The organism is Enterococcus sp. AZ048, assembly GCF_051715125.1.
In the GTDB taxonomy this organism is placed as follows: Bacteria; Bacillota; Bacilli; order Lactobacillales; family Enterococcaceae; genus Enterococcus_A; species Enterococcus_A gilvus.
Genome location: NZ_JBIOTD010000001.1, coordinates 996,441 through 1,022,500, shown reverse-complemented (window position 1 = coordinate 1,022,500; position 26,060 = coordinate 996,441). Strand labels below are relative to the sequence as shown.

The following is a 26,060-nucleotide window of genomic DNA, read 5'->3' as shown; positions in this document are numbered from 1 at the left end:
CATCATTCTTACTCTGAGGCTAGCCCTAAAGCTATTTCGGAGAGAACCAGCTATCTCCAAGTTCGTTTGGAATTTCTCCGCTACCCACACCTCATCCCCGCACTTTTCAACGTACGTGGGTTCGGTCCTCCAGTGCGTTTTACCGCACCTTCAACCTGGACATGGGTAGATCACATGGTTTCGGGTCTACGACCACTTACTCATTCGCCCTATTCAGACTCGCTTTCGCTGCGGCTCCGTCTTTTCAACTTAACCTCGCAAGTAATCGTAACTCGCCGGTTCATTCTACAAAAGGCACGCTATCACCCATTAACGGGCTCTAACTTGTTGTAGGCACACGGTTTCAGGATCTATTTCACTCCCCTTCCGGGGTGCTTTTCACCTTTCCCTCACGGTACTGGTTCACTATCGGTCACTAGGGAGTATTTAGCCTTGGGAGATGGTCCTCCCGGATTCCGACGGAATTCCTCGTGTTCCGCCGTACTCAGGATCCTCCTAGGTGCCAGTCAAATTTTGTCTACGGGGCTTTTACCCTTTCTAGCAGACCTTTCCAGGTCCTTCGACTATCTCACTGAACTACCATATTGGAGTCCTACAACCCCAAGAGGCAAGCCTCTTGGTTTGGGCTTTTCCCGTTTCGCTCGCCGCTACTCAGGGAATCGATTTTTCTTTCTCTTCCTGCAGGTACTTAGATGTTTCAGTTCTCTGCGTCTACCTCTATTCAGCTATGTATTCACTGAAAAGTAACATCCTATAAAAGATGCTGGGTTTCCCCATTCGGAAATCTCCGGATCAAAGCTTACTTACAGCTCCCCGAAGCATATCGGTGTTAGTCCCGTCCTTCATCGGCTCCTAGTGCCAAGGCATCCACCGTGCGCCCTTATTCACTTAACCTTATCTTGACTTGCGTCAAGGGTCTTACTAATTTCCATGAGCGATCATGTTCCTTAGTAATAAATAAGCAATTGAACTTATTAAAAAACTCATTCAACGCGGTGTTCTCGGTTTGTTTAACATTTTGTTTCTGTATCCAGTTTTCAATGAACGATTTGAGAGTAGACCTCTCAAAACTGAACGAATAAAAGCAAGCCTGTGTAGTTTCCGTAACGTTCATCTAAGATGAACTATTTCCTTAGAAAGGAGGTGATCCAGCCGCACCTTCCGATACGGCTACCTTGTTACGACTTCACCCCAATCATCTATCCCACCTTAGGCGGCTGGCTCCAAAAGGTTACCTCACCGACTTCGGGTGTTACAAACTCTCGTGGTGTGACGGGCGGTGTGTACAAGGCCCGGGAACGTATTCACCGCGGCGTGCTGATCCGCGATTACTAGCGATTCCGGCTTCATGTAGGCGAGTTGCAGCCTACAATCCGAACTGAGAGAAGCTTTAAGAGATTAGCTTAGCCTCGCGACTTCGCGACTCGTTGTACTTCCCATTGTAGCACGTGTGTAGCCCAGGTCATAAGGGGCATGATGATTTGACGTCATCCCCACCTTCCTCCGGTTTGTCACCGGCAGTCTCGCTAGAGTGCCCAACTAAATGATGGCAACTAACAATAAGGGTTGCGCTCGTTGCGGGACTTAACCCAACATCTCACGACACGAGCTGACGACAACCATGCACCACCTGTCACTTTGCCCCCGAAGGGGAAGCTCTATCTCTAGAGTGGTCAAAGGATGTCAAGACCTGGTAAGGTTCTTCGCGTTGCTTCGAATTAAACCACATGCTCCACCGCTTGTGCGGGCCCCCGTCAATTCCTTTGAGTTTCAACCTTGCGGTCGTACTCCCCAGGCGGAGTGCTTAATGCGTTAGCTGCAGCACTGAAGGGCGGAAACCCTCCAACACTTAGCACTCATCGTTTACGGCGTGGACTACCAGGGTATCTAATCCTGTTTGCTCCCCACGCTTTCGAGCCTCAGCGTCAGTTACAGACCAGAGAGCCGCCTTCGCCACTGGTGTTCCTCCATATATCTACGCATTTCACCGCTACACATGGAATTCCACTCTCCTCTTCTGCACTCAAGTTTCCCAGTTTCCAATGACCCTCCCCGGTTGAGCCGGGGGCTTTCACATCAGACTTAAGAAACCGCCTGCGCTCGCTTTACGCCCAATAAATCCGGACAACGCTTGCCACCTACGTATTACCGCGGCTGCTGGCACGTAGTTAGCCGTGGCTTTCTGGTTAGATACCGTCAAGGGATGAACATTTTACTCTCATCCTTGTTCTTCTCTAACAACAGAGTTTTACGATCCGAAAACCTTCTTCACTCACGCGGCGTTGCTCGGTCAGACTTTCGTCCATTGCCGAAGATTCCCTACTGCTGCCTCCCGTAGGAGTTTGGGCCGTGTCTCAGTCCCAATGTGGCCGATCACCCTCTCAGGTCGGCTATGCATCGTTGCCTTGGTGAGCCGTTACCTCACCAACTAGCTAATGCACCGCGGGTCCATCCATCAGTGACGCAAAAGCGCCTTTCAAATAGAAACCATGCGGTTTCTATTGTTATACGGTATTAGCACCTGTTTCCAAGTGTTATCCCCTTCTGATGGGCAGGTTACCCACGTGTTACTCACCCGTTCGCCACTCCTTTTCTTTCGGTGGAGCAAGCTCCGGTGAAAGAAAAAGCGTTCGACTTGCATGTATTAGGCACGCCGCCAGCGTTCGTCCTGAGCCAGGATCAAACTCTCATATAAAGTGTTTGAAACAACCTTGCGATTGTTAAGCTCAATTGTAATAATTGACTTGCTAGCATATTGCTTGCTATGTTGTTTGCTTCTATAGAATAGAAGCGCCCTACACATTTGGTTTGTTTTATTCGTTCAGTTTTCAAAGGTCTACGTTGTTTGTTGCTTTGTTTCAGCAACTTTTATATCTTAACAGGTTACTGAGTGAATGTCAACAACTTTTTTCATTTAATTTTGAAAAAGTTTTGAAACTCAATTGACAACTTTGAAATAATAACACTTAACAAAAAGCTTGTCAACAATTATTTTTCGTTGTTAAATCAACATGTTTCAGCAACGTTATTGATAATATCATACTGAAAAATTATGTCAAACATTTTTCAGTGCTTTTTCAAAAAAGTTTCAGGCGAACAGAAAATGGACTAGCTTTTCGCTAGTCCATTATTATTTCAATTCCGTAATGATCACTAATTATTCTTCCGTTTTTTCCATTAAAAGCAATGTTATAGCTTTCTATCTTAAATTCCCCAGAGGCAAAAATATAGTCGATCCGAAGGCTGTTCGTATTTTGACCCCACCCATCTATAGAAGTCTCCACTGTGTGCTCGCCTGTTCTTTCTTCGGCAGTATTAAAAGCATCGTGTATGTTTAAAGCACTTTTTCTGACTAAATCATATCCCTCATTGCTTTTCTTTGCATCATTATTAAAGTCCCCCATAATAATCAGCTTGTCTTGTTTTTCCATTAGCGTTTTTTCCAAAGTACGCCATTCGTAAGCAAAGGATTGCTTTAAGTTTTGCCACCAAGAGAAGTGTCCGCTTACTGCTGTAATTTTTTGAGAGCCAAATCTTGTTTCACCGATTATCGCTCTTCGCGTGTGGTAGTCTGACGGGTCCGCACTTTCGGAAAGCAACAGACTTTTTGCTTCTATAGGATTCTTTGATAACAAGCCTATCCCTTCATGATAGACATCGTAACCAATATGATTGTACGTCCAAGACCAGTAATAACGACAGTCTAATTCTTTTAAACATTCTGTTAAACAATAGAGGAAATTGTCTTCGTGCACTGTTTTTTGGTCAACAGTGGGTTGAAAATAATGATCTAGCTTAGCGGAAGAACTCGTTCGAAGTTGGTTCACTTCTTGCAAACCAATCAAATCATACTTCTCTTTAGCAATTTTTTTTGCCAATTCCTCAATTTGCTGCCTATCATCTTTTTCCATCCAGCTATGCGTGTTCAATGTTAGTACTTTGATTGCTCTCGCCTCGCTTTAATAATCGAATGTTCCGATCGTTTCTCCTCGTGAAACGAGTCCTGTTTTATCATAATGGTAATTTTCGATCTTGTCACCATTAGTGAACACAACGATCATGGTCGTCCTCTTGCTTGCCTCTTGTATTTTCGCTAAATCTGCTGAAGCGACGATTTTTCCAGCTTTTATTTTTTCGCCTTCTTGCACTTTGATGTCGAATGCTTCTCCGCCTAAATCAACTGTATCGATACCCATGTGCAGCAGCACTTCGATTCCGTCCGCTGTCTGGATGCCGATCGCGTGTTTTGTTGGAAATACGGAAACGATCGTCCCGCTGACTGGACTGACGATCACACCATTCTCTGGAACGACTGCAAATCCTTCACCCATCATTTTTTGCGAGAAGACTTCATCTTCTACTCGATCGATTGGGATAAACTCCCCATTTGCTGGTGCTACGATCTTTGCCTGTTTTCCTAAAAATACTTGATTTTCTTCTATTGAATCCTGCATATTCTCTTGAAAATCACTTTTAGGAATTTGAACACCTGAATCTAAAAGATCTTGAATATCTGATTTAAGGATATCTGCTTTAGGGCCATACACTGCCTGCACCCCGTTGTCTTTGACCAAAAGCCCCATTGCTCCGGCTTTTTTCCAGTCTTCCTCACTGCCTACAGCAGTTTTATCTGCTACTGTTACCCGCAGACGGGTCATGCAGGCATCCACATCGCTAATGTTTTGCGGACCGCCTAGTAAATTGATGATCTTGACGATTTGCGAATCTGCATTCGCTGATTCATTTGACGTTGTACCTGTTGACTCTTCCGTGTCCACTTCATAATTGCCGTTTCTTCCTGGTGTCGCGTAGTTGAATTTCTTGATCATGAAGTTTGCGAAGAAGTATGTGAATACTCCAAAGGCGATACTCGTGATGACAAAGTTAAGCAAGTCGCTCCCTAACCCAGCCCGAATCGCCATCGGTACTCGCGTAAGCAGCTCGATATTTCCAAATGAATGAACACGCAAATGGATGATATCAGCCATTGCGAAAGCCGCACCTTGGATCACTGCGTAGCACGCATACAATGGGACCGCAACAAACATGAACATAAATTCCAGCGGTTCTGTTACTCCTGTTAAAAATACGGCAACTGCTGCAGAGAGGAACATTGATTTGTACTTTTTCTTCTTATCAGGGTCCACATTACGATACATCGCCAATGTCAATCCCATTAAGATACCGGTGGAACCGATCATCTGACCGACTTTGAAACGGGCGGGAGTCCATTGAGTCAGCACGTCTTGGTATTGAGACATATCTCCGCCGTTCTTCAAATTGACCAAATCAGTCGCCCATGCCAACCATAACGGGTCTTGACCAAACACTTGGCTTCCTGCTTGAGCACCCGTCAGAATCTCGTAGGTTCCGCCGAGTTGTGTATAATTCATCGGAATCGTCAGCATATGATGCAATCCGAATGGTAAAAGCAGCCGTTCCAGTGTTCCATATAAAAATGGTGCTAAGATCGGTGCCGTATCTTGAGAGTTCGCGATCCATTTACCAAAGTCGTTGATCCCTGTCTGAATAACTGGCCAAATGATCGCTAAAACCAATGCTACGATCACGGAACGTAAGATGACGACAAAAGGAACAAATCGTTTGCCATTAAAGAAGGTCAAAACTTCTGGTAGTTTTCGGAAATTATAGTATTTATTGTAAGCAGTCGCGCCTACAAACCCAGCGATTATACCGACAAACACGCCCATATTCAAAGCGGGAGCTTCTAGAACACTCGTAAAATAGCCATCCACCATGATTTTTTGTCCAAATAATGTTTGCGTTGTTGCCGTTGGATCAGCAAGCATATCAGACGTGACAGAAAAGATCGCGCCGGTGATTCGATTAATTAAAATAAATGATAGCCCTGCCGCGAACGCACCCCCTGCTCGTTCTTTTGCCCAGCTTCCGCCGATTGCTAAGGCAAATAGCAGATGCAAGTTTCCGATAATTGCCCAACCAACATTTTCAACAACGCCGCCGGTCGTAACGAGCCAACCGAGATTTTCATTGATCAATGGTAAAGACTTTCCGATACTGATCATTAGTCCTGCCGCTGGCATCACTGCGATCACTACCATCAAGGCCTTTCCGAACTTTTGCCAAAACTCAAAACTAAAAATCTTTTTGATTCCCTTCATCGTTGTTCCTCCTAAATAATCCGTTGCAAAAATTCACGCAATCGGTTTCGTTAATTTGCATTATATACTCACAACAGAAATTTGTAAACTCTTTCAAACAAATAAATGTTTACAGCCTTATTATTCGATATACGATTATCAATCAATTAATGTTTGACTTACGCAACCGGTTGCGTGTATGATGAAGCTAAGAAACATTTAGCGTGTTTTTTTACTTTTGCATCTTCGCTTTCCCAAAGGAAGAAGCATCGTCACCTGCTGCGTTAGAGTGATTTTGAAAGAAAAGAACACACCTAAAGGAAACTAGGAGGACTATTATGGAAAAAGTACAACGTCTTTTTGAAATTGACCCTTGGAAGATTCGGACAACACAACTAGATAAGGAAAATCGTCGTTTGCAGGAATCATTGACCAGTATAGGCAATGGCTACATGGGCATGCGCGGAAATTTTGAAGAAAGCTATAGCGGCGACCATCACCAAGGGACCTACCTCGCAGGGATTTGGTATCCTGACAAAACCCGCGTTGGTTGGTGGAAAAATGGGTATCCCGAATATTTTGGAAAAGTCATCAATGCCATGGATTTTATTCAAATGAAACTTTTTGTTAATGATCATGAAATTGATTTGGCGACGACTGCATTTGAGGACTTCGACCTTGAATTGGATATGGAAAACGGTCTGCTCACCCGCTCTTTTGTCGCAATCGCAGGAGGCGCAACTGTTCGTTTCACTTTCGAACGCTTTATAAGTATCGTTAAGCAGGAATTAGCGGTGATTCGTTTAACTGCTGAATGCTTAGCCGGCGACGCTCAGATAAGGGTTCTTTCTAAACTAGATAACAATGTTCAAAATGAAGACAGTAATTACGAAGAAATGTTTTGGCTAGAAAAGGAACGCGGTCACCAAATGGAGAGCAGCTTCTTGACGACACAGACCATTCCAAACGATTTTGGCATTGAGCAGTTTTCTGTAACCGGCGCCATGAAGCACGTTAGTTCTGCCGTTGGTGTTCAGCAAGACGATACGTTAGAAGTTGCAGAAACATTTACCTATGACCTGAAACCCGATGAATCGATGCAATTAGAAAAAAGAGTCGTTATTCTGACCAGCCGTGACGTTCCTGAATCTGAGCAAAGTGAAAAAGCTCTTGCTTTGCTGGAGGCTTATGATGCTTCTTACGAGGAACTTTTAGCCGAACAAAACGCCGCTTGGGCAAAACGTTGGGCGCTAGCAGATGTTTCGATCGGTGGAGACGATGAAGCCCAACAAGGAATCCGCTTTAACATTTTCCAATTATTTTCTACTTATTATGGCGAGGATGATCGTCTAAATATCGGGCCAAAAGGGTTTACCGGGGAAAAATACGGCGGCGCTACCTATTGGGATACGGAAGCTTATGCTGTGCCGATGTATCTTGGAATCTCTGACCCAACGATCACTAAAAACTTGTTGAAGTACCGTCACAATCAATTGCCTCAGGCAAAACACAACGCACGTCAACAAGGTCTAAAAGGTGCGCTATACCCAATGGTCACATTCACTGGGGTAGAATGCCACAACGAATGGGAAATTACCTTTGAAGAAATCCATCGAAACGGTGCTATTGCTCATGCGATCTATAATTACACGACGTACACCGGAGACGAGAGCTACATTCAAAAAGAAGGATTGGAAGTTCTGACAGAGATCGCACGGTTCTGGGCAGATCGCGTCCACTACTCCAAACGCCAACAAAAATACATGATTCACGGCGTTACTGGTCCTAATGAATACGAAAACAATATAAACAATAATTGGTATACAAATTACCTAGCTACATGGGTTCTTTCCTATACTCTTGAAAATTATCAAAAATATCAAGCGCATGCGACAGTCACAATTACTCAAGAAGAGCAGACAAAGTGGCAAGACATTATCCAAAATATGTACTTCCCTAAAGATAAAGAGTTAGGCATTTTTGTTCAACACGATACTTTCTTGGATAAGGACCTATTGCCGACTTCTGCACTCGATCCAGCAGAGCGTCCATTGAACCAGCATTGGTCATGGGATAAGATTTTACGTTCTTGTTTTATCAAGCAAGCCGATGTGCTGCAAGGAATCTACTTCTTCGGGGATAGCTTCACAGATGAAGAGAAACGAAGAAATTTTGAGTTTTACGAACCAATGACTGTCCATGAGTCTTCCCTTTCTGCATCGGTCCATGCTATATTGGCTGCGGAATTGGGCTTGATCGACAAATCAATGGAAATGTACCAGCGAACTGCGCGCTTAGATCTGGACAATTACAATAATGATACAGATGACGGCCTCCACATCACTTCCATGACAGGCAGCTGGTTAGCCATCGTTCAGGGCTTTGCTCAAATGAAGACCAGCACAGGAACACTTAGCTTTGCGCCGTTGTTACCAAAAGACTGGGATCACTATTCGTTCCACATCACCTATCGTGGAAGACTGCTCGCAGTCACTGTAACTCAGAAAGAGGTTCGCATTGACTTGAAAGATGGCTCTGCCTTCGCTATGATGCTGTATGGGCAAGAAATCACCTTGAAGGATTCAGTCAGCGTTCCTTTAGAACAGGAGGAACCAAATGTTTAAAGGTGTGTTGTTTGATCTAGACGGCGTTATCACAGATACTGCTGAGTATCATTATCTCGCTTGGAAGAAATTGGCTGATGATTTGGGCATCTCGATCGACAGGCAATTCAATGAAAAGTTGAAAGGTGTCAGCCGAGAAGATTCTTTGCGGCTGATCTTAGCACATGGTCAGCGCGAAAAGGATATCTCTGAAGCAGAGTTTCAACGATTAGCAAAAATCAAAAATGACAATTATGTAGAAATGATTCAGGCCGTTTCGCCAAAAGACGTCTATCCTGGTATAGTAGACTTGTTAAAAGCATTAAAAGATGCGGATATAAAAATTTCTTTGGCTTCAGCCAGTAAAAATGGCCCCTTTTTATTAAAACAAATGGCCTTGACACCCTATTTTGATGGTATTGCTGATCCCTCGGCTGTCAAAGCAGGAAAACCAGCACCTGATATTTTCCAGTTGGCCGCGAAGGTCGTCGGACTTGCTCCTGAAGAATGTATCGGTATCGAGGATGCCCAAACCGGTATCACTGCGATCAAGGCCAGCGGTGCCTTCCCTATTGGGGTCGGGACAGCGGAACAGCTAGGGACAGATATTCCCGTAGTCGCCTCTACTGCCGAGTTGCGTTTGCCTTTTTTGAAACGGTTATGGGATAATTGATTTAAAAAAAATAAGGATCTACTTGAAAAATTTATACTATTATTGAGAAAGGGAGATGATTTTCATGGTGACTACAGTTAAGGACGTGGCAAAAAAAGCAAAAGTCTCCCCTTCTACCGTTTCTCGCGTGATCAATGATCATCCGAGTATTTCAGATGAAACAAAACAACGTGTGCGAAAGATCATGGATGAGATGGGGTATTTTCCGAATGTCACTGCTCGAAATCTAGGCAAGCAGCGGGCAAATTCATTAGGCGTGATCCTTCCACCTTTAGATTCGCGTGAGCGTTTAGGAAATCCACTTTATCTGGAGCTGTTGAACGCGATAAATGAAACAGCAGCAGAATTCCAAGTAACTACAGCAGTTGCTTCAGCCAACAACAGCGAAACTTTGCTGGAAAACGTCATTCGAATGCATCGCCAAAAGCAGGTCGATGGCTTTATCTTGGCCTATTCCGAGAAGGACGATCCTGTAGCGGAGTATCTTTTTCAAAACCAGGTGCCCTTTACCCTGATCGGCCGGCCGGCTAAACGAGAGGCGGAGATCGTCTATGTTGATAACGACAACCAGCTATTAGGAAAGCAGGCCACCGAACATTTGATTGAAAAAGGCCATAAGAACATCTTGTTCGTTTCAAACGTGACGCAAGAGGTCATTTTCTTTGAGCGATATTTCGGTTATCAGGAGGCGATGATGCTGCAAGGTCTGCCGACCAATCAGCCTTTGACGATGCTTCACCCTGAGGACTACACGAAATTTCCTGAGGTGATCAAAGAAACAGGCGCCACTGCCCTTGTTGTGATAGATGATATTTTTGCGTTAAGAATGATTCAATTAGCCACCTTGCACGGATACAATGTTCCTGACGATCTTTCCGTCATCAGCTTCAATAATTCGATTTTTGCGACGCTAGTCCATCCATACCTCACGACGATCGATATCGATATTTCCGATCTGGGGCGTTTGGGTACCGAAAAATTGATGGAGCAGATCAATCAGAAGCAATCCACTGGTGTACAATTGGTCGTGCCGCATCATTTGATCCAAAGAGAAACGGTTCGTACGATTTAAATTATCCTTAAATACACCCTGTCCAACTTGTGACAGGGTGTTCTTTTTGTATATACTTACGAAAAAATCAGAAAGAAAGTGGTCCAAATGATTCTATTTTTAGCCCTATGCGCTGGGCTCTTTCTGATCTATTGCCGATACTCCACCTATCAATTGACGGAAAAGCATTTTAAGATCAAAAAGAACGACGCACTCTCAATCAAACCCGGAATAAAAGAAGGCGTGACGATTGCTCAAATCAGCGACAGTCATTTTTCTCCCTTTTACTCACCTAAGCGTTTTGATAAGATCGTGACTAAACTCAATCAGGCAGAGCCGGACATCGTCTTGTTCACTGGCGATTTGATTGAAAATTACCAATACTGGCAAACACGTGACTGTGAAGCCATCAGTCAGCAGCTCGCAAAAATCCAAGCTCCAAGTGGAAAATTTGCCATACTGGGCAACCACGATTATCGTTCTGGCGGTCGCGAAGCAGTCAGCAAGATCTTGCATGCCGGCGGATTTACTTTATTGAACAACCAAAGCACACTCACAGACCAAATCAGTTTAACCGGCATCGATGACGGGCAAGAAGGGCAGCCTGATTACGACACACAGCCGCAAAAAGCTGTTTTCTCTATCTTGATGATCCACGAGCCTGATCAAGTGCAGCAGCTGACAGATTTGAGTCGCTTCGATTTGATCTTGGCTGGACACAGTCACGGCGGACAGATTCGCTTTCCAATTGCGCCCTATAAAAATGTCGGGTCAAAAGTTTACGACCAAGGAATCTATCCCTTGACTCCACAGACAAGTTTGATCGTTAATACCGGTTTGGGGACGACTGGGCCGCCGTTGCGCTTCAGAGTCACTCCGGAGATTTTATATTTTCATTTATAACGAGTGATTGAAAGACTTTTTTGTTTTACACAAAATCAGTCTAAGCAAAAAGAGTTTGAACGTTTCCTCATAAGGTGAACGTTCAAACTCTTTTTTATGCACGGATTTTTTGTTTGATATAAGGAATCATGAGTGGGACCAATGAAATGGCTACGATCAGCAGCATGATCAATGAGAAATGATCACTGACGATCGGAATATTTCCTAAAAAGTATCCTGCCAGACTGATTACCGTGCCCCAAACAATGGCGCCAAAAATATTAAAGCTTGAAAAGATTCCCCAGTTCATTTTGCTCGAACCTGCAATGAACGGAATAAAGGTCCGAACAAACGGCATGAAGCGCCCTAAAAAGATCGTCCACTTTCCCCGCTCGTTGAAAAAATTCTCTGCTTCTTTCACTTTGTCTTCTTTAATGAATCGTGAGATCGGACGATGATACAGCGCACGAACTCCCAGTGTGTGCCCAATCCAATAATTCATCATATCGCCTAATATTGCTGCGATCACACAAACACCGATCACATACGGCAAATGCAAAACATTTCCTCCTAACGCAGTCAACGCACCCGCTGCAAAGAGAAACGAATCACCGGGTAAAAACGGAAAAATGACAACCCCTGTTTCAATAAAAACAATTGCAAATAAAATAGGATAGATTCCTAACCCATATTGATGAACCAAAGACACCATATGGGCATCGATATGCAAAATAAAATCGATCAAAGCCATTCAATAAACGCTCCTTCATAAAATAGTCTCTCTAATCATACGACTTTTCTCAAAAAAAGAAAGCGTCCGTTGCTCCTTTATAGAAAAAATCAAAAGTAGGCATAAAATGGTATAATAAACAAAAAGGGTAAAAGGAGTAGTTTATGAGCGTTCTTTCTCATATGAAAAGCATGCAGAAGGATATGTCTGCAGCCGAAAAAAAAATTTACTGCTTCATACGCGACAATAGCGAAAAAGCCGCAAGCATGACCGCTAACGAAATCGCAGAAGCTTCTGGATCAAGTGCCCCCACGGTGGTGCGCTTCTCAAAAAAAATGGGCTTCAATAGTCTGACTGATTTCAAGATCGAGCTTTCTGCCGAAACGATGCAAAAACGCAGCAAGAATACCTATAGCGATGTCGACCATGACGAATCTTTCCATAGCCTAAAAAGCAAATTGGCAAGCAACGCCCGCTTTACCATTGATGAGACAACCGCCTTGTTCAGTGAAGAAGAGTTCATTTCTGCCTGCAAATTGCTGGAGGAAAAAGCTTTCTGCTATGTTTTAGGTATCGGCGCCTCTAACTTGGCAGCAACCGACATCGTTCAGAAATGGAGCCGCCTAGGAAAGAATGTCATCAGCGAACCGGATTACAATACTATTTTGCCGCAGCTCGTGCTGCATCAAAAAGAAGCGGTGATTTGGCTGATTTCCAATTCGGGGCTGACTTCTGAATTGATCGCGCTGGCCGAAACGGCGAAGGATTTGGGTATCCCGATCATTACATTGACCCAGTTTGGACAAAATCCGTTGGCGAAGCTTTCGGATGTGAGCTTGCGAACCTCTCGTCCGACAGAAGCAACGTACCGCAGTGCAGCGACGGACTCGATCTTGGCACAGTTTATTACGATCGACCTTCTCTTTTATGTCTACATTAGTCGGAACCAAGAAAATGCCGAAAAAATTTATACAACAAGAGCCATCGTACAAGAATACCGAAAAAAATATTTTTAGAGAAAGGACATAGGGGCACACTTGCCTCCATGCCCTTTTTCTTTCGTTAGTCCGCTCGTTCTTTGATCCCTCTCCTTTTCCTACATAAAAAAACTCTCTTATGTGAGCGACGCATAATCTCACATAAGAGAGTGTATCAAACGATTCTATTATTTCGTTGTTGCCTTGAACACTTCTTCTGATGCCTTGACCGCACCAGTTTTTTCCAACACATGTGTGCCGACATCTGTCATGTTCGTAATCAGGACCATCATAGATGTGCCTTTACCAGCAGCTTTTACCGCTGTTAGATCAACTGTGGCCACTTGTGTGTCTGACGTGACTGTCTGACCCTCTGATACGAGAATCTCAAAAGGCTTGCCGTCTAATTCCACGGTATTGATCCCCATATGCAACAAGACTTCTAGACCGCTGTCCGTCGTGATCCCAATCGCATGTTTCGTAGGGAAGACTGTGGAGATTTTTCCTGAAACAGGGGAAAAGATCGCACCGTCTGTTGGTTCAATAAAATAGCCTTCGCCCATCATTTTTTCAGCAAATACGGGATCTGCCGCTTCTTCTAACGGATGAACAGAACCATTTGCTACTGCTGTGAAAACATTTGTTACTTGTGCAGAAACAGGGGCAGTTGTTGCTTCTGTTGGTTCAACAACAGGTGCTTCCGCTAATTCTTGTTCTGCTAATTTGTCTTTTGGAATACCGAAGAAATACGTTGCGATAAAGCCGCCGACATACGCTGCCAACAATCCTAGGACATAGCCCCACCAGCGACCATTTGCGATCAATGGAATCAAAGCTGCCCCAGAAGGACCAATCGCGATCGAACCAACGCCGCCGATTGCGCCGATCACAGCACCACCGATACCACCGCCGATACAAGCAGTGATGAATGGACGGCCTAATGGCAAGGTCACACCGTAGATCAACGGTTCGCCGATCCCCAAGATCCCAACAGGCAATGCGCCTTTGATCATCTCAGTCAATTCTTTGTCTTTACGCAATCTGATCCAAAGAGCAAACGCCGCACCTACTTGTCCAGCACCCGCCATGGCTAAGATTGGCAACAACATGGTCTTTCCAGTTTCATCGATCATTTGTACATGGATCGGTGTCAATATTTGATGCAGACCAAACATTACCATCGGCAGGAACAATGCCCCTAATACAAACCCTGAGAAGGCACCGCCCACTGCTAATACCCAGTTGATCCCGCCAACCATGCCATTAGAAATGAAGCCGGCTAAAGGCATGATCAGGAAAATTTCCAGCAACCCGATGACGAGCAAGGAGAGCATGGGGGTTATGATGATATCCACAGCATCCGGTACGATTTGATGCAATTTCTTCTCAACGATCGACAGCAACCACACAGCAAAGATCACACCAATGATCCCGCCTTGTCCAGCAGCTAAAGCATCGCCAGTAAACAGGTTCTTGATCGGTGCTTCAGGATTCATTCCGGTCAATAGCACGACAGCTCCGATAACTCCGCCAAGTGTTGGGTTTGCCCCAAAAACTTGTGCTGCATTGACCCCTGTAAAGATTACTAAGTAGCTGAACATCCCATTTTTCAGAATGTTCAAGACATCTACAAACTGCTGCCAAGTAGCCGCATCCAACGTTCCAGCGGTGATCAGATTGGCCATGATCGCTGCCACACCTGCGACTAACCCTGAACCAACAAATGCCGGGATCATTGGAACGAAAATATTAGAAATATCTTTTAAGACTGCTTTGAAAGGCGATTTCTTTTGTTTGGCCTTCTGAGCGGCTTTCATTTCAGCGGCTTTGGCGTTGACTTTGTCTTTGCCTGAACCTTGAGGCAATTCTTCCCCAAGACTGACACCCGCCATATCAACCATTTCTTTGGCAACTTTGTTCACTTTTCCTGGCCCGATGATGACTTGCAGCTGTTCATCGTCGACTACCCCTAGAACACCAGGAATGCTTTTCAATTTTGATTGATCGACTTTGCTGTCATCTCTGACACTCATACGAACACGCGTCATACAATGAACGACGCTTTGGACGTTTTCCATACCGCCGGCGCCATCGTAGATCTCTTTTGCAATTTGGTTCAAGGTTAGTTCTTCTTTTGCCATTTTTCTTTCCCCCTAAATCGTCTTTTTAACAAATCCATCGGCTTGGATCAATTTTTCTGCTGCTTCTTCTTTTGTACTGTCTGTCAAGATCATCACGATCGCCAATTTCACATTTTGCGCTGCTTCGTCAAAATAGCGTGCGGCTGTTTCGTAGTCCGCATCTGTTGCCTGCATGATAATACGTTTTGACCGTTCAACCAATTTTTCATTGGTCGGTTTCACATCCACCATCAAGTTGTTGTAGACTTTTCCAATACCAATCATGCTGATCGTCGAGATCATGTTTAAAATCAATTTTTGCGCTGTGCCAGATTTCAAACGTGTAGAGCCTGTTAGAAATTCAGGTCCACAATCGACTTCGATCGGTAATTCTGCATGCTTGCTGATCGCTGCATCTTTGTTGCACGCCACTGTTCCAGTAGAAGCACCAATCGAACGGGCGTAATCCAATCCGCCGATAACATAAGGGGTACGTCCGCTAGCTGCGATTCCAATCACCATGTCCTTCGCTGTTAACTGTAAATCTTTTAGATCCTGTGCGCCAAGTTCTGCATCATCTTCTGCTCCCTCAACAGCCACTGTCATTGCCTGTTCACCACCAGCGATCAGACCAACGACCATTTCAGGTTCTACCCCAAACGTTGGCACACACTCAGCAGCATCTAAGACACCTAACCGACCACTCGTTCCGGCACCCATATAAATCAAGCGTCCGCCCTTTTTGAAGGAAGCGATCGTAGCGGATACTACTTTTTCAATTTGCGGCAGTTGTTCAGCCACGGCATCCGGTACCTTGTGGTCTTCTTGGTTCATTAGCTTCACGGCTTGTGCCACACTCATCTCATCCAAGCCAAAAGTTGTCTCATTGCGTCGTTCGGTCGTTAAATTTTCTAAATTGATCATTTCTATTCCACACTCTCTAAAATAAATTTCTGTCCTGCTTTTATCTGTTGGATCAATGGACGATCCCTTTCGATCACTTGCGCGACCACATTTACTTTTTCATCTGCGGGCAATGCGTGTTTAACAAGTTGTATCTCGCCCATATAGCGCAGATAGTTCACATTGTCGATCGTTACGGCCCCTTCGCTGCGTTCCCTCATTTGCAATGGGACAACGTGGGGGATTTTTTTAAAGCGTGCCTCCGCGCTTCGAATCACATCACGTGCTTCATCCTGCCGATTGACATGTTCTCCTAAAATATAAGCCACTTGTTCGTCGAGTGCTTCTACCTTAAGTTGTATCGTTTCTTCTTTAATATAGGAAGAAAATTGTCTTCGGACACCCTCAGATAACCCATTATCTCCGATATACACCTTATCCGTATCTCCACGAAGATCCAATGCAGCAGCCAAAGGATGAATGCCTCGGTGCTCTTCCAGTGTCGGTAAACCTTGATAGAGCGGCCCTCGCAACTGCGCATCGCCTGGTACAAAACCTTGGATCGTAAAGCCGTGAGATTTTAACCAGCCATTTTTTTCGTGGTACCAGCTTTTATCTAAAGCGGTTTCAGGTCTTGGATAGTAATTGTGCCATGCCTCTAAATGATCGATCTTCGCATTTGCTTCTCGCAATTCTTGAATATCCAGCTCAGTGATCGTCGAAGCATTTAATGCGATCGGCAGTTTTCTAGACAATTCAGCGATCTGCTGGTTGCTGATATGGTAATCCATCCGCAAACCCGTCACACCGATTTCTGTAAGCTCTTCGACACGATCAAAAGAAAAGCCGGCACGTTTCAAAGCGTCACCTGAAATGTCGACCATTAGTTCCAAGTCGTATTTTTTTGCGATCGCGCCAAGATCCGTCAAGCGCTTACGATACTGTGCTGCATCGTCTTCCGGGATATGTAACGAAGTGAATATACCAGTAAACCCATTTTGGGCCATTTCTGCAATGTAACTTGTTGTTTCCTTTGATAACTCTTCATTTAGGAATATCGAAAAACCAAACATTTGCTTCCTCCTTCTTTGACATAGTTAGAAAAATAGTTCGGGTCATACCAACGACTCATTTGCTGAACGTAAAAGCTTTTAGCGATTGATTGCCTGACCGACTTAAAGGAACGTTTATTGCTTTCACCGCTCTGCTTGCCAGCGTTAGAATTATTTTTTAATGTAAAAGCCACGAAATGATTCCTCACCTGTACCAATTGGATCGCTCATTCGATCAAAAGCAGCACCTTGTTAATGAAAACCATTTCAACTTTACGAGCTGATTATAACTTCTATTGCCGATGATTGCAATACTATTTCATATATTTTTTATTTTTTATGAAATATCATTTCTTATTTTATGAGCAGACATTCCGCTTTTTTTCTTCTTTTTAGGTATACTGTTCAATGGAACTTGAAAGGGGAATCATTGATATGAAAATCGCAATTGCTGGAGCGGGTGCAATGGGGAGTCGCATCGGGTTGATGCTCCATCAAACAGGCAATGAAGTGATATTGATTGATCGCTGGCCGGACCATATTAAGGCCATTCGCGAAAATGGATTGATTGGTGAGTTTGAAGATCACGAAGTAGTCGCTCACCTGCCGATATATTCACCAGAAGAAATCGTAGAGGATCACGCAAACGTTGATTTAGTCGTTGCATTGACAAAATCCATGCAGCTAGAGGAAATGTTTCAGGATATACAGCCGATCATCGGGAAAGAGACTTTCGTCTTTTGTTTATTAAATGGGTTAGGCCATGAAGAGACTTTGTCGAAATTCGTACCGAGAGAAAATATTATCTTCGGTACCACTACTTGGACGGCCGGACTGTCTGGTCCCGGACATGCAAAGCTGGTGGGAAGCGGAAGTATCGAAATGGAAAATCTGGAGCCGAAGGGCAAAGCCTTCACGCTAGAGGTATTAGAAGTCTTTCAAAATGCTGGATTGAATCCTATCTACAGTAACAATGTTCGTTACTCGATCTGGAAGAAGGCTTGTATCAATGGAACACTGAATGGTTTGTGTACGATCTTGGATTGCAACATCGCTGATTTTGGTTCCATGAGCGTTGCCAGAGGAATCATCGAAACGATCGTGGGCGAATTTGCCGCAGTTGCTTCAGCCGAAGGGATCGATCTTGATCAGGAGCAAGTCATTCAAGCGATCGAAGCTACCTATGATGTCAAAACGCAGGGATTGCATTTTCCTTCAATGTACCAAGACTTGATTCGCAATCACCGTAAAACAGAAATCGATTATATCAACGGTGCTGTTTGGCAAAAAGGAAAAATGTATCAGATTTCTACGCCGTACTGTACGTTCTTGACGCAATTGATCCACGGAAAAGAAGAATTATTGAATGCAAAATAAAAAAAGCGCCTAGGCGCTTTTTTTATTAGGAATGATAGCTATTTTCTTCCAATAAAGAATGAAACGACTGCAACAACAATCACAGCGCCAATAATAGAAGGAACTAAAGCCATACCTGCTAAGCTAGGGCCCCAAGTGCCGAATAGTGCTTGACCAATGGCCGAACCTACCAAACCAGCGACAATATTAGCTATCCAGCCCATAGAACCGCCCTTTTTAGTAATTGCTCCTGCAATAACACCAATAAGTGCTCCGATGATTAATGTCCATAACCAACCCATTCTGTTCTCCCTCTTTCTATAGATAATAATTACATTATCATGTTACAAATAATCTTCATTTTTTCCTATCAATCTGCTCAAAATCTCATGTCTATTTCAATCAAACATCTAAAAAAGGCTTGATATAATAGGTTTTTCGACTTTTCATCGCCTTACTTCAAAAATTTCTTAAGTGAGGAAAAATCTGACGGAAAAAATCCTCTTTTATCAGTAAATCACGATTTTCAATGCAACGATTTAACAAAAATTGTTTTAAGTCCGTTTTTGTTCATAAATCGGATAAATTGCTTTATAAAATAACTAAGACGTGCTTTTTTGAACAGTACAATGAAAATTAAATGAAATTATTTTCATGAAAATGGAATTGTCAGAATATTTTGGTATTATAGTCAGATATTTATCAGAATCTTTTGAATCTACAAACGATTCTGTTAATTTTAGAAATGAGGCACCTTTATGGAAAATAAATTACAGAAGCAAATGACTTCTCGCCACATTATGATGTTGGCACTAGGGGGAGCGATCGGCGCTGGGCTATTCAAAGGAAGCGGCGAAGCAATCGGCATTGCTGGTCCTTCCGTTATTCTGGCGTTTCTGCTAGGCGGCCTGGTCCTCTTCATTGTCATGAATGGTTTGGGACGTTTGGTCTTAAGCAGCGACAATGTCCAAGGCTTATCCGGTATTATCAAGCCCTTCCTCGGCGACCGCACCGCAGACTTTATCGATTGGCTGTATTGGTCCTTATGGATGGTCAATATTATCGCCGAAGCCGTAGCTGCCGCGAGTTTTATGCAATTATGGTTCCCACATGTTCCTTCATGGATCTTTGTGCTGATTCTGGCGCTGCTGACGACTTTGATCAACCTATACTCTGTGCGCTTATTCGCTGAAACAGAATATTGGTTAGCCTTTATCAAAATTGCCGTCATCATTCTATTGATTGTTTTCGGAGTTTATCTAGTCGGGCACGAAGTATGGAATATCGGACTGGTCGATACCGTCTCACGTATGAACAGCCACGGCGGCTTTGCTCCGCATGGATTAAAAGGTCTCGTGAACTCACTGCTGGTTGTGATCTATTCTTACGGCGGTTCTGAATTGATTGCCATCACTGTCAGTGAAACGGAAGATCCTAAGACAGCGATCCCCAAAGCGATCAAAGGTGTCATGGGACGGATCATCTCTTTTTATATCGTACCAATGATTCTCCTATTGATTATTTACCGTTGGGATACACTGGCTGCAACGACTGCAAGCCCATTCGTGATGGTCTTCCAAAAGATGCATATTCCATTTGCCACTGATATCGTAAACTTCGTCATCGTATTGGCGCTGTTTTCTTCAATTAATTCAGGCGTCTATGCTTCTTCAAGAACGCTTTACTTCCGGGTAAAAGATCATTCAGGTTTTACTTCAAAATTAGCCGTACTGAATAAGCACCAAGTACCGCAGCGGGCCGTATTATTTTGTACAGGAACACTTTATCTTGGCGTCATCCTCTCTTATTTCTTAGGAGACAAGCTATTCAATTATTTAGTCGGCTCATTGTCTTACTCTGTACTGTTGACGTGGATGCTGATCAGCGTGGCAGCCTTTGTATTAGCCTTGAAGAAAGGCACACGCACGGAACGCTTTTTCAGCGGATTGGTCATTCTCGTTTTAGGATTGATCTTCGTAGGAATCTTGATAAACAATCCTGTGGGGGTCACACTCTTTACTGCATGTATTTATCTAGCGATCCTTTTGAGTTATCGTAAAAAGCAAGTGGATACAGCAACCGATCAGATCTAGTCACACCTGTCGAATCAATTTTAACGAATTGATTCGGCTTTTTTTGTTGCTTGAAGCGCCATTATGGAAAGCTAGCTTTACATAGTGTAGATAATGCTTTATACTGATAATGTAAAGCACACTTTCCGTAAGGAGTATACAGATGAAAAATCGCTTAGAGGAGATCCGTAAAGAAAAGGGAATCAAGCAGGAAGACTTAGCCGCAGCTTTAGAAGTTTCTCGTCAGACAATCGGCTCGTTAGAAAACGAACGCTACAACCCCTCTATTCTATTGGCATTTAAAATTGCACACTATTTTGATGTGACCATCGAAGATATTTTCATTTATGAGGAGGAAAAATAATGAGAAAAACAAAAAACTTGGCTGTCGCCTTGCTTGGCCTACTGTCGATCTTTGCTGGCCTCTATTTGATTCGAACGATGAACGAACCACAACACATCATGAGGACTCTTCCTTATTTATGTATCGGAATCGGCAGTGGCTTGTTCGGCAATGGGATTGCTGCATTCGTTAACAAAAAGGCGCTGGAAAAAGATCCCTTATTAGCGAAAAAAGAAAAAATCAATTCAAAGGACGAACGCAATATGATGATCGAGAATATGGCAAAAGCGAAGGGCTTTGATTTGATGATTTATATTTACTCAGCATTGTTATTAACCTTCGCATTGATGGGTGTTTCCTTCAACGTGATCATTCCTCTAGTCATCGCCTATCTATTCGTTGTCGGTTATTTTGTTTACCATCGCTTAAAAATCGAAAAGATTCTTTAAATCCCACAAATTTTCCCTTAAAGCAGAATATTGAATTCTGCTTTTTTTCTTTTCACCATTGATTAGATAAAAAAAAGAGACGATCCAAACGATCGCCTCTTACAAGAAATTATTTTTCTTCGCTGCCCATGAATTTCGCAACAAATGCAGCAATTGCAGCTCCCAAAGTTGGAGCTATTAGATAGACCCAATAATGAGACAGCGCACTACCGCCAGCAAAGATCGCAGGACCTAAGCTGCGGGCAGCATTCAATGATCCGCCTGTTAAGTTAAGAGCGACGATGATCAAGAATGCTAAAGTGATCCCGATTGCCAATGGGGCCATTTGTGCATTCCCGTATTTTTCGCTCGTTACCATCAAAATGACGAATACGAACAAGAACGTGATCAATGTTTCTACACCAAATGCTTGTGCAGCAGAGATGTTTGGAAAATCTGTTTGTCCAAAACCATCGCTAGGTAAGTTTAACGCGTGAACATACACATATAAAATTGCTGAAGCGACGATTGCGCCTAATGCTTGGGCGATAATATAAAAAATGCCATCCTTCACGGTCAAACGTTTATTGATCATCATTGCCACTGAGACACCTGGGTTAAAGTTTCCTCCAGAGATTCCTCCCACTGCATACGCCATGATCGTGATCGCTAAACCGAATGCTAATCCAATCGTTAACGTACCACCTTTAGCAATAACTACTGTACCAGTTCCTAAAAAAACAAGCATAAAGGTACCTAGAAATTCTGCCAAATATTTTTTCATTTTTATTGCACTTCCTTCACAAATAATTGAGAGTTTAGTTTATTTAATTTCTCAACTTTTGTAAAGCGAATAGATAACACGTCTTATTTTTCTCTCTTTTTCCCTATTTGACAGAACTTTTCTTCTAGATAAAGATCGTTATTTTGTGCAATCTAAAATCCTTTCATTCTCTTTCATTCAGGATTGAAAAATAAATGAAAGAAAAACCCTCCGAAGATTCGGAGGGTTTCATCATTAGACCAATTCGACTTCTACATCGATATTTCCTCGTGTAGCTTTTGAATATGGACAAAATTCGTGGGCTTCTTCCACGATCTTCAATGCTTCTTCTTTTTCAACACCTGGCAATGACGTTTCTAAGATCACACCAATTTGGTATCCGCCATCGTCTAGTTGATACAACGACACGCGTGCTTTTACTTCTGCATCAGATTCGATCTTGTGCTCTTTCAACATGTGATGCACGGCGCCATTAAAACATGAGGCATAGCCTGCTGCGAATAATTGTTCCGGATTTGTTCCTTCCGCGTGAATAGAAGGTGGCTCGATTTTCATTTTCATGCTGCCGTTTGGTGCTTGAACATCCCCAGTACGTCCGCCATGATTGATCATTGCTGTTTCATACATTTTTTTCAACATTCATCAGTCCTTTTCTTCTTCTTGACTAACAGTCTACGCGTTATCATTAGCCGATTCAATGATATTGCTCAGGAAAAAGATCGTTTGACAGAAAGACACCTTCCTTTTCTTGTTAAAACCTCGAGAAATGTGCAAACGATTACAAAGTGACGTTTTTTTGCTATAATCAAATACGAAAGGGGGATTGATTTTGAAAAAAATTTTAGTTCTAAGTTTCTTCGTCCTTGTACTGCTGTCTGGCTGCGGTAGTGATTCGCCCAACGGAGAATCCTCGGAAGCTTCAAGCAGCGGGGGTGCAACGACAGAAAGCTCACTACGCCCTACCGATAATTCTTCAAGCGGCGCTCAAACAAGTGAGTCACCAACAAATAGTACAGAAAACAGTACGACTCAAACGACATCTTCAGAAGATGCCCTCGCGGATACCGTCTCAAGTAGTGAATTTGGCGGGTATGCGACATTTTACTTTAATGGCATGAACGTACCCGATTCAATAAATATCAATACGACGACCAATCAACTCACCTTCAACGTCAATACAGCCACGCAAGCGGTGTATAATTTCACGATGGAAAATGTTCCTGTTCGCCCTGTTCGCCTTTTTTCTGCCAATACAAATGTGATTCGTACAGTCAATGTCAGCACGAGACTAACTATCGGAAGTCAATTGTCTGGTTCGACGAATGCGAATAACCAATCAGGCACCCTTTATTTATTCCACAATGCCAATGGCGGACTCTCCTTGGCTACACCAAATTACGCTGGAAATGTTCCTGCTGACCAAGCAGACGTGATGATCGAAGTTCTACAATAAATACGGTATCCCCTTCGAGTGACCATCGTCACTCGATTTTTTTGATTATTCCCGCTGGCTGGTCGTTCGTTTTCGGAATGTCTGGAGTAATCCTTGGACATAGGCTTGCTTCGCGGTCAGCGGTCGCCGGCGCTTCCCTTTTTCTTGCGGGTCGGACCTGATTTCTTCTATTGCTTGTGCTTTTGGCTCAAACACCGTATCTTCCTCGACCATGGATTCTTGTTCCTCTTGCCTGAATACCACTTGAATACCCGCTAAATCGGTAATATCAGGGTGTCCGCCACGGACCAACTTCAATGTCTCTTCCTCAGTCAAGTCGGTCAAATCAACTGATGACGGTGCAATGATTTCGATCGTTCGTAGTTCTCTAGTATCTTCTTCGATCGCTGAAGCTGCTTCAATCTGTTCATCGTCAAACGTGTCTGTTGTTCCTGGCCGAGAAACTTTCACGAATTTAGCAAATCGACGAATACCTTTCATTTTAAAAACACTCAGGGTCGTCAGAATCTCTAATATTCCTTCCGCTTCCGACCTGGTGATCGTCTCTTCGGCGTCTCGAATGGTCAGCGTGTGCCTTTTCCCAGAAGCATCCTCAAAAATAGCGACCATCCGCAACTGCAAATCCAGATACTTACGCTTCCCATCTCTAGGTGCCTTCAACCGTTGTGCATAAATACGTGTCGTCTTAGTAAACTGATGAAAGTTCTTTTTATTACCAAATAAGCGGCGAATGACTTGCTCCCAGTCCCCACTTTTGAAATAATCTTTAAAATAGACACAGTGCTTCCGTAATTCTTCGCTTGGATCAGCGTTCATAAAAATACCAACGATCAGCGCCTGGAAAAGTCCTGTAAAATCACTAACAACCATCGCATTCCGCACTAGTATCGCTACGGCGTACTCAACTACCGAAGCAGCATCCTGCGTCGCTTCATAATAGTCTATGACCTTCCGCTCCAGATTTTCTTTTTTGATCCCAAAAAGTTGACGTGGTGTTAATGGTTTGATCAGTGATTTCTCCTTCATGCGCTTAAACTTCCTTTCAACAATCGTTTTCTTTCAAAAATCATACCGCTATCCGAACGAGAAAACGAACCCTTTATTATTAAAAAAAATCAATAAAATAAGTATTGAAAATTCGTCGCATGTAAAAAAACAACCGTTATATCTTTTCATTCAACCGAATCCTTTTTAACAAACAGGATTCTTTATTTATAGGTCTCAATAAATAATCATTCTTATTAAAACCTTCTATAAAACAACAATCATGTTGACTAAAAATAGGCACAAAAAAACGAGGATCTACAATGAGATCCCCGTTTGAATAATCAACAATGATTATTTTAATGTTACAGATGCGCCAACTTCTTCTAAAGCAGCTTTTAATGCTTCAGCGTCTTCTTTAGATACATCTTCTTTAACTGGTGCAGGAGCGCCATCAACTACAGCTTTAGCTTCTTTCAAGCCTAAGCCAGTTGCTTCACGAACTGCTTTGATAACTTTAACTTTTTGATCGCCAACAGCTGTTAATTCAACAGTAAATTCTGTTTGTTCTTCAGCAGCAGGGCCAGCAGCAGCACCAGCAGCAGCTACAGGAGCAGCAGCAGTTACGCCAAATTCGTCTTCGATAGCTTTAACTAAGTCGTTTAATTCTAAGATTGTCGCGCCTTTAAGTTCTTCGACAATGTTTTCAATGTTCAATGCCATTTTAAATTTCCTCCGTTTAGGTAAGTTTTTTTTAGTTTTATATTTTATGCAGCAATTAAGCTACTTCTTCTTCTTTTTCTGCGACTGCTTTCACAGCGTAAGCCACGTTGCGGACTGGCGCTTGAAGGACAGACAATAGCATAGAAAGAAGTCCATCGCGGTTCGGTAGTTTTGCAAGAGCAGTAATTTCTTCGATAGAAGCTACTTTTCCTTCAATGATACCGCCTTTGATTTCTAGTTTCTCAGCTGTTTTAGCGAATTCATCGATAATTTTAGCTGGAGCAACAACATCCTCATTACTAAATGCAACAGCAGTAGGTCCTGAGAATACTTCTTCTAATCCGTTCAATCCAGCTTTTTCAGCTGCACGAACCAAGATAGAATTTTTGATAACTTTCATTTCAACGTTAGCGTCGCGTAATTGTTTACGTAATTCAGTCACTTGTTCTACAGTCAAACCACGGTAATCAACGATAACGGCTGAAGCTGCTGCGCTGAATTTTTCAGTGACTTCATCAACGATAGCGGCTTTTTTAGCGATTGCTACTTCACTCATTATATATTTCACCTCCTGATTTTGATGGAAGAGTTTTTTGAGCTAAGGAAGAACTTCAGGCAGGTTGTTTCTTTTATAAGGAAACTCCTCTCCCTGCGGTCGACCAGTATTGTTCGACATCGGCTCTGTCGAGAAAATCACTCGCCAATCCCCGTGTTGAGACAACAAAAAACTCCATGCCACCGTAGACATAGAGGGACTATTGAATGTTCTCAATAAACGTCCTCGGTAGGAAATTAAGACTTGCG

At 43.2% G+C, this 26,060-nt stretch carries 22 protein-coding genes, 2 rRNA genes and 1 other annotated feature (2 of these 25 cut by a window edge); of the genes, 10 read left to right on the top strand and 14 right to left on the bottom strand.

Going from position 1 to position 26,060, the window contains the following annotated elements; translation table 11 throughout:
• The 4 genes from IGI66_RS05040 to IGI66_RS05025 all read right to left on the bottom strand — a co-directional run.
• Nucleotides 1-894: ribosomal RNA gene (locus tag IGI66_RS05040) — 23S ribosomal RNA — on the bottom strand; it reaches 2,019 nt to the left of the window's first position.
• Nucleotides 895-1,136: 242 nt separating this feature from the next.
• Nucleotides 1,137-2,695 (bottom strand): 16S ribosomal RNA (locus IGI66_RS05035).
• Together the 16S and 23S rRNA genes form the textbook arrangement of a ribosomal RNA operon.
• A 424-nt stretch (nucleotides 2,696-3,119) precedes the next feature.
• On the bottom strand, nucleotides 3,120-3,911 hold the full coding sequence (locus IGI66_RS05030) for an endonuclease/exonuclease/phosphatase family protein (RefSeq protein ID WP_438847864.1): 792 nt from the start codon (nucleotides 3,909-3,911) through the stop codon (nucleotides 3,120-3,122).
• 48 nt (nucleotides 3,912-3,959) lie between these two features.
• Nucleotides 3,960-6,143: a PTS transporter subunit IIBC gene (locus IGI66_RS05025; protein ID WP_438847862.1), complete on the bottom strand. Its 2,184-nt coding sequence runs from the start codon at nucleotides 6,141-6,143 to the stop codon at nucleotides 3,960-3,962.
• Nucleotides 6,144-6,460: 317 nt separating this feature from the next.
• On the opposite strand from IGI66_RS05025, the gene IGI66_RS05020 reads away from it, so the two are divergent.
• The 4 genes from IGI66_RS05020 (at nucleotide 6,461) to IGI66_RS05005 (ending at nucleotide 11,352) form a co-directional block, all read left to right on the top strand.
• Complete coding sequence (locus IGI66_RS05020) at nucleotides 6,461-8,746, top strand: glycoside hydrolase family 65 protein (RefSeq protein WP_438847860.1); 2,286 nt, start codon at nucleotides 6,461-6,463, stop codon at nucleotides 8,744-8,746.
• The gene (gene pgmB / locus IGI66_RS05015; protein ID WP_438847858.1) at nucleotides 8,739-9,398 is read left to right on the top strand and encodes a beta-phosphoglucomutase; all 660 of its coding nucleotides are present in this window, start codon (nucleotides 8,739-8,741) and stop codon (nucleotides 9,396-9,398) included. Before IGI66_RS05020 ends, pgmB begins: the two co-directional genes overlap by 8 nt.
• A gap of 64 nt (nucleotides 9,399-9,462) precedes the next feature.
• On the top strand, nucleotides 9,463-10,470 hold the full coding sequence (locus tag IGI66_RS05010; protein ID WP_010781328.1) for a LacI family DNA-binding transcriptional regulator: 1,008 nt from the start codon (nucleotides 9,463-9,465) through the stop codon (nucleotides 10,468-10,470).
• Between the two features lie 87 nt (nucleotides 10,471-10,557).
• A complete protein-coding gene (locus IGI66_RS05005) occupies nucleotides 10,558-11,352 on the top strand; it encodes a metallophosphoesterase (protein ID WP_114524110.1) in 795 nt (264 codons plus the stop codon).
• Nucleotides 11,353-11,446: 94 nt separating this feature from the next.
• Here the strand turns inward: IGI66_RS05005 and IGI66_RS05000 are convergent, their stop codons facing one another.
• On the bottom strand, nucleotides 11,447-12,082 hold the full coding sequence (locus tag IGI66_RS05000; RefSeq protein ID WP_010781330.1) for a VTT domain-containing protein: 636 nt from the start codon (nucleotides 12,080-12,082) through the stop codon (nucleotides 11,447-11,449).
• Between the two features lie 143 nt (nucleotides 12,083-12,225).
• On the opposite strand from IGI66_RS05000, the gene IGI66_RS04995 reads away from it, so the two are divergent.
• Nucleotides 12,226-13,077 carry a MurR/RpiR family transcriptional regulator gene (locus tag IGI66_RS04995; protein ID WP_010781331.1) on the top strand — a complete coding sequence of 284 codons (852 nt, stop codon included), beginning with the start codon at nucleotides 12,226-12,228 and terminating at the stop codon, nucleotides 13,075-13,077.
• 149 nt (nucleotides 13,078-13,226) lie between these two features.
• On the opposite strand, the gene IGI66_RS04990 is transcribed toward IGI66_RS04995, so the two are convergent.
• From IGI66_RS04990 to IGI66_RS04980, 3 genes are read right to left on the bottom strand one after another with little or no spacing between them, the layout of a single operon-like run.
• Entirely contained in the window at nucleotides 13,227-15,179 is a 1,953-nt protein-coding gene (locus IGI66_RS04990; protein WP_316408148.1) for a glucose PTS transporter subunit IIA, read from the bottom strand.
• 12 nt (nucleotides 15,180-15,191) lie between these two features.
• Complete coding sequence (murQ, locus tag IGI66_RS04985) at nucleotides 15,192-16,088, bottom strand: N-acetylmuramic acid 6-phosphate etherase (protein ID WP_086305659.1); 897 nt, start codon at nucleotides 16,086-16,088, stop codon at nucleotides 15,192-15,194.
• Nucleotides 16,085-17,134, bottom strand: coding sequence for a DUF871 domain-containing protein (locus tag IGI66_RS04980; protein WP_438847856.1), 1,050 nt, complete (start codon nucleotides 17,132-17,134; stop codon nucleotides 16,085-16,087). The genes murQ and IGI66_RS04980 overlap by 4 nt, the downstream gene beginning before the upstream one ends.
• Nucleotides 17,135-17,548: 414 nt before the next feature.
• On the opposite strand from IGI66_RS04980, the gene IGI66_RS04975 reads away from it, so the two are divergent.
• The gene (locus tag IGI66_RS04975) at nucleotides 17,549-18,490 is read left to right on the top strand and encodes a 2-dehydropantoate 2-reductase (protein WP_367377754.1); all 942 of its coding nucleotides are present in this window, start codon (nucleotides 17,549-17,551) and stop codon (nucleotides 18,488-18,490) included.
• A gap of 38 nt (nucleotides 18,491-18,528) precedes the next feature.
• Here the strand turns inward: IGI66_RS04975 and IGI66_RS04970 are convergent, their stop codons facing one another.
• Nucleotides 18,529-18,771, bottom strand: a complete 243-nt coding sequence (locus IGI66_RS04970; protein WP_086305657.1) for a GlsB/YeaQ/YmgE family stress response membrane protein — start codon at nucleotides 18,769-18,771, stop codon at nucleotides 18,529-18,531.
• Between the two features lie 456 nt (nucleotides 18,772-19,227).
• Here IGI66_RS04970 and IGI66_RS04965 point away from each other — a divergent pair, with 456 nt between their 5' ends.
• From IGI66_RS04965 to IGI66_RS04955, 3 genes are all read left to right on the top strand, one after another.
• Nucleotides 19,228-20,562 (top strand): amino acid permease, encoded by a 1,335-nt coding sequence (locus tag IGI66_RS04965; protein WP_431380670.1) that lies wholly within the window; start codon nucleotides 19,228-19,230, stop codon nucleotides 20,560-20,562.
• A 142-nt stretch (nucleotides 20,563-20,704) separates the two neighbouring features.
• Entirely contained in the window at nucleotides 20,705-20,905 is a 201-nt protein-coding gene (locus IGI66_RS04960) for a helix-turn-helix transcriptional regulator (protein WP_010781338.1), read from the top strand.
• Nucleotides 20,905-21,333 (top strand): DUF6442 family protein, encoded by a 429-nt coding sequence (locus IGI66_RS04955; RefSeq protein WP_086305655.1) that lies wholly within the window; start codon nucleotides 20,905-20,907, stop codon nucleotides 21,331-21,333. Before IGI66_RS04960 ends, IGI66_RS04955 begins: the two co-directional genes overlap by 1 nt.
• A 109-nt stretch (nucleotides 21,334-21,442) precedes the next feature.
• Here the strand turns inward: IGI66_RS04955 and IGI66_RS04950 are convergent, their stop codons facing one another.
• Nucleotides 21,443-22,096 (bottom strand): MIP/aquaporin family protein, encoded by a 654-nt coding sequence (locus IGI66_RS04950; protein ID WP_086305654.1) that lies wholly within the window; start codon nucleotides 22,094-22,096, stop codon nucleotides 21,443-21,445.
• A gap of 234 nt (nucleotides 22,097-22,330) precedes the next feature.
• Complete coding sequence (locus IGI66_RS04945) at nucleotides 22,331-22,732, bottom strand: organic hydroperoxide resistance protein (RefSeq protein WP_044926436.1); 402 nt, start codon at nucleotides 22,730-22,732, stop codon at nucleotides 22,331-22,333.
• A gap of 193 nt (nucleotides 22,733-22,925) precedes the next feature.
• On the opposite strand from IGI66_RS04945, the gene IGI66_RS04940 reads away from it, so the two are divergent.
• Nucleotides 22,926-23,549: a hypothetical protein gene (locus IGI66_RS04940; RefSeq protein WP_438847853.1), complete on the top strand. Its 624-nt coding sequence runs from the start codon at nucleotides 22,926-22,928 to the stop codon at nucleotides 23,547-23,549.
• A 45-nt stretch (nucleotides 23,550-23,594) separates the two neighbouring features.
• Here IGI66_RS04940 and IGI66_RS04935 read toward each other — a convergent pair whose 3' ends face one another.
• The 3 genes from IGI66_RS04935 to rplJ all read right to left on the bottom strand — a co-directional run bounded on the left by IGI66_RS04935 (nucleotide 23,595) and on the right by rplJ (nucleotide 25,812).
• Entirely contained in the window at nucleotides 23,595-24,575 is a 981-nt protein-coding gene (locus IGI66_RS04935; protein WP_438847851.1) for a hypothetical protein, read from the bottom strand.
• A gap of 312 nt (nucleotides 24,576-24,887) precedes the next feature.
• Nucleotides 24,888-25,256 carry a 50S ribosomal protein L7/L12 gene (gene rplL, locus IGI66_RS04930; protein WP_010781344.1) on the bottom strand — a complete coding sequence of 123 codons (369 nt, stop codon included), beginning with the start codon at nucleotides 25,254-25,256 and terminating at the stop codon, nucleotides 24,888-24,890.
• Nucleotides 25,257-25,311: 55 nt separating this feature from the next.
• Nucleotides 25,312-25,812, bottom strand: a complete 501-nt coding sequence (gene rplJ / locus IGI66_RS04925) for a 50S ribosomal protein L10 (protein ID WP_010781345.1) — start codon at nucleotides 25,810-25,812, stop codon at nucleotides 25,312-25,314.
• 156 nt (nucleotides 25,813-25,968) lie between these two features.
• Nucleotides 25,969-26,060, bottom strand: a sequence feature (ribosomal protein L10 leader region) (it continues 35 nt past the right edge of the window).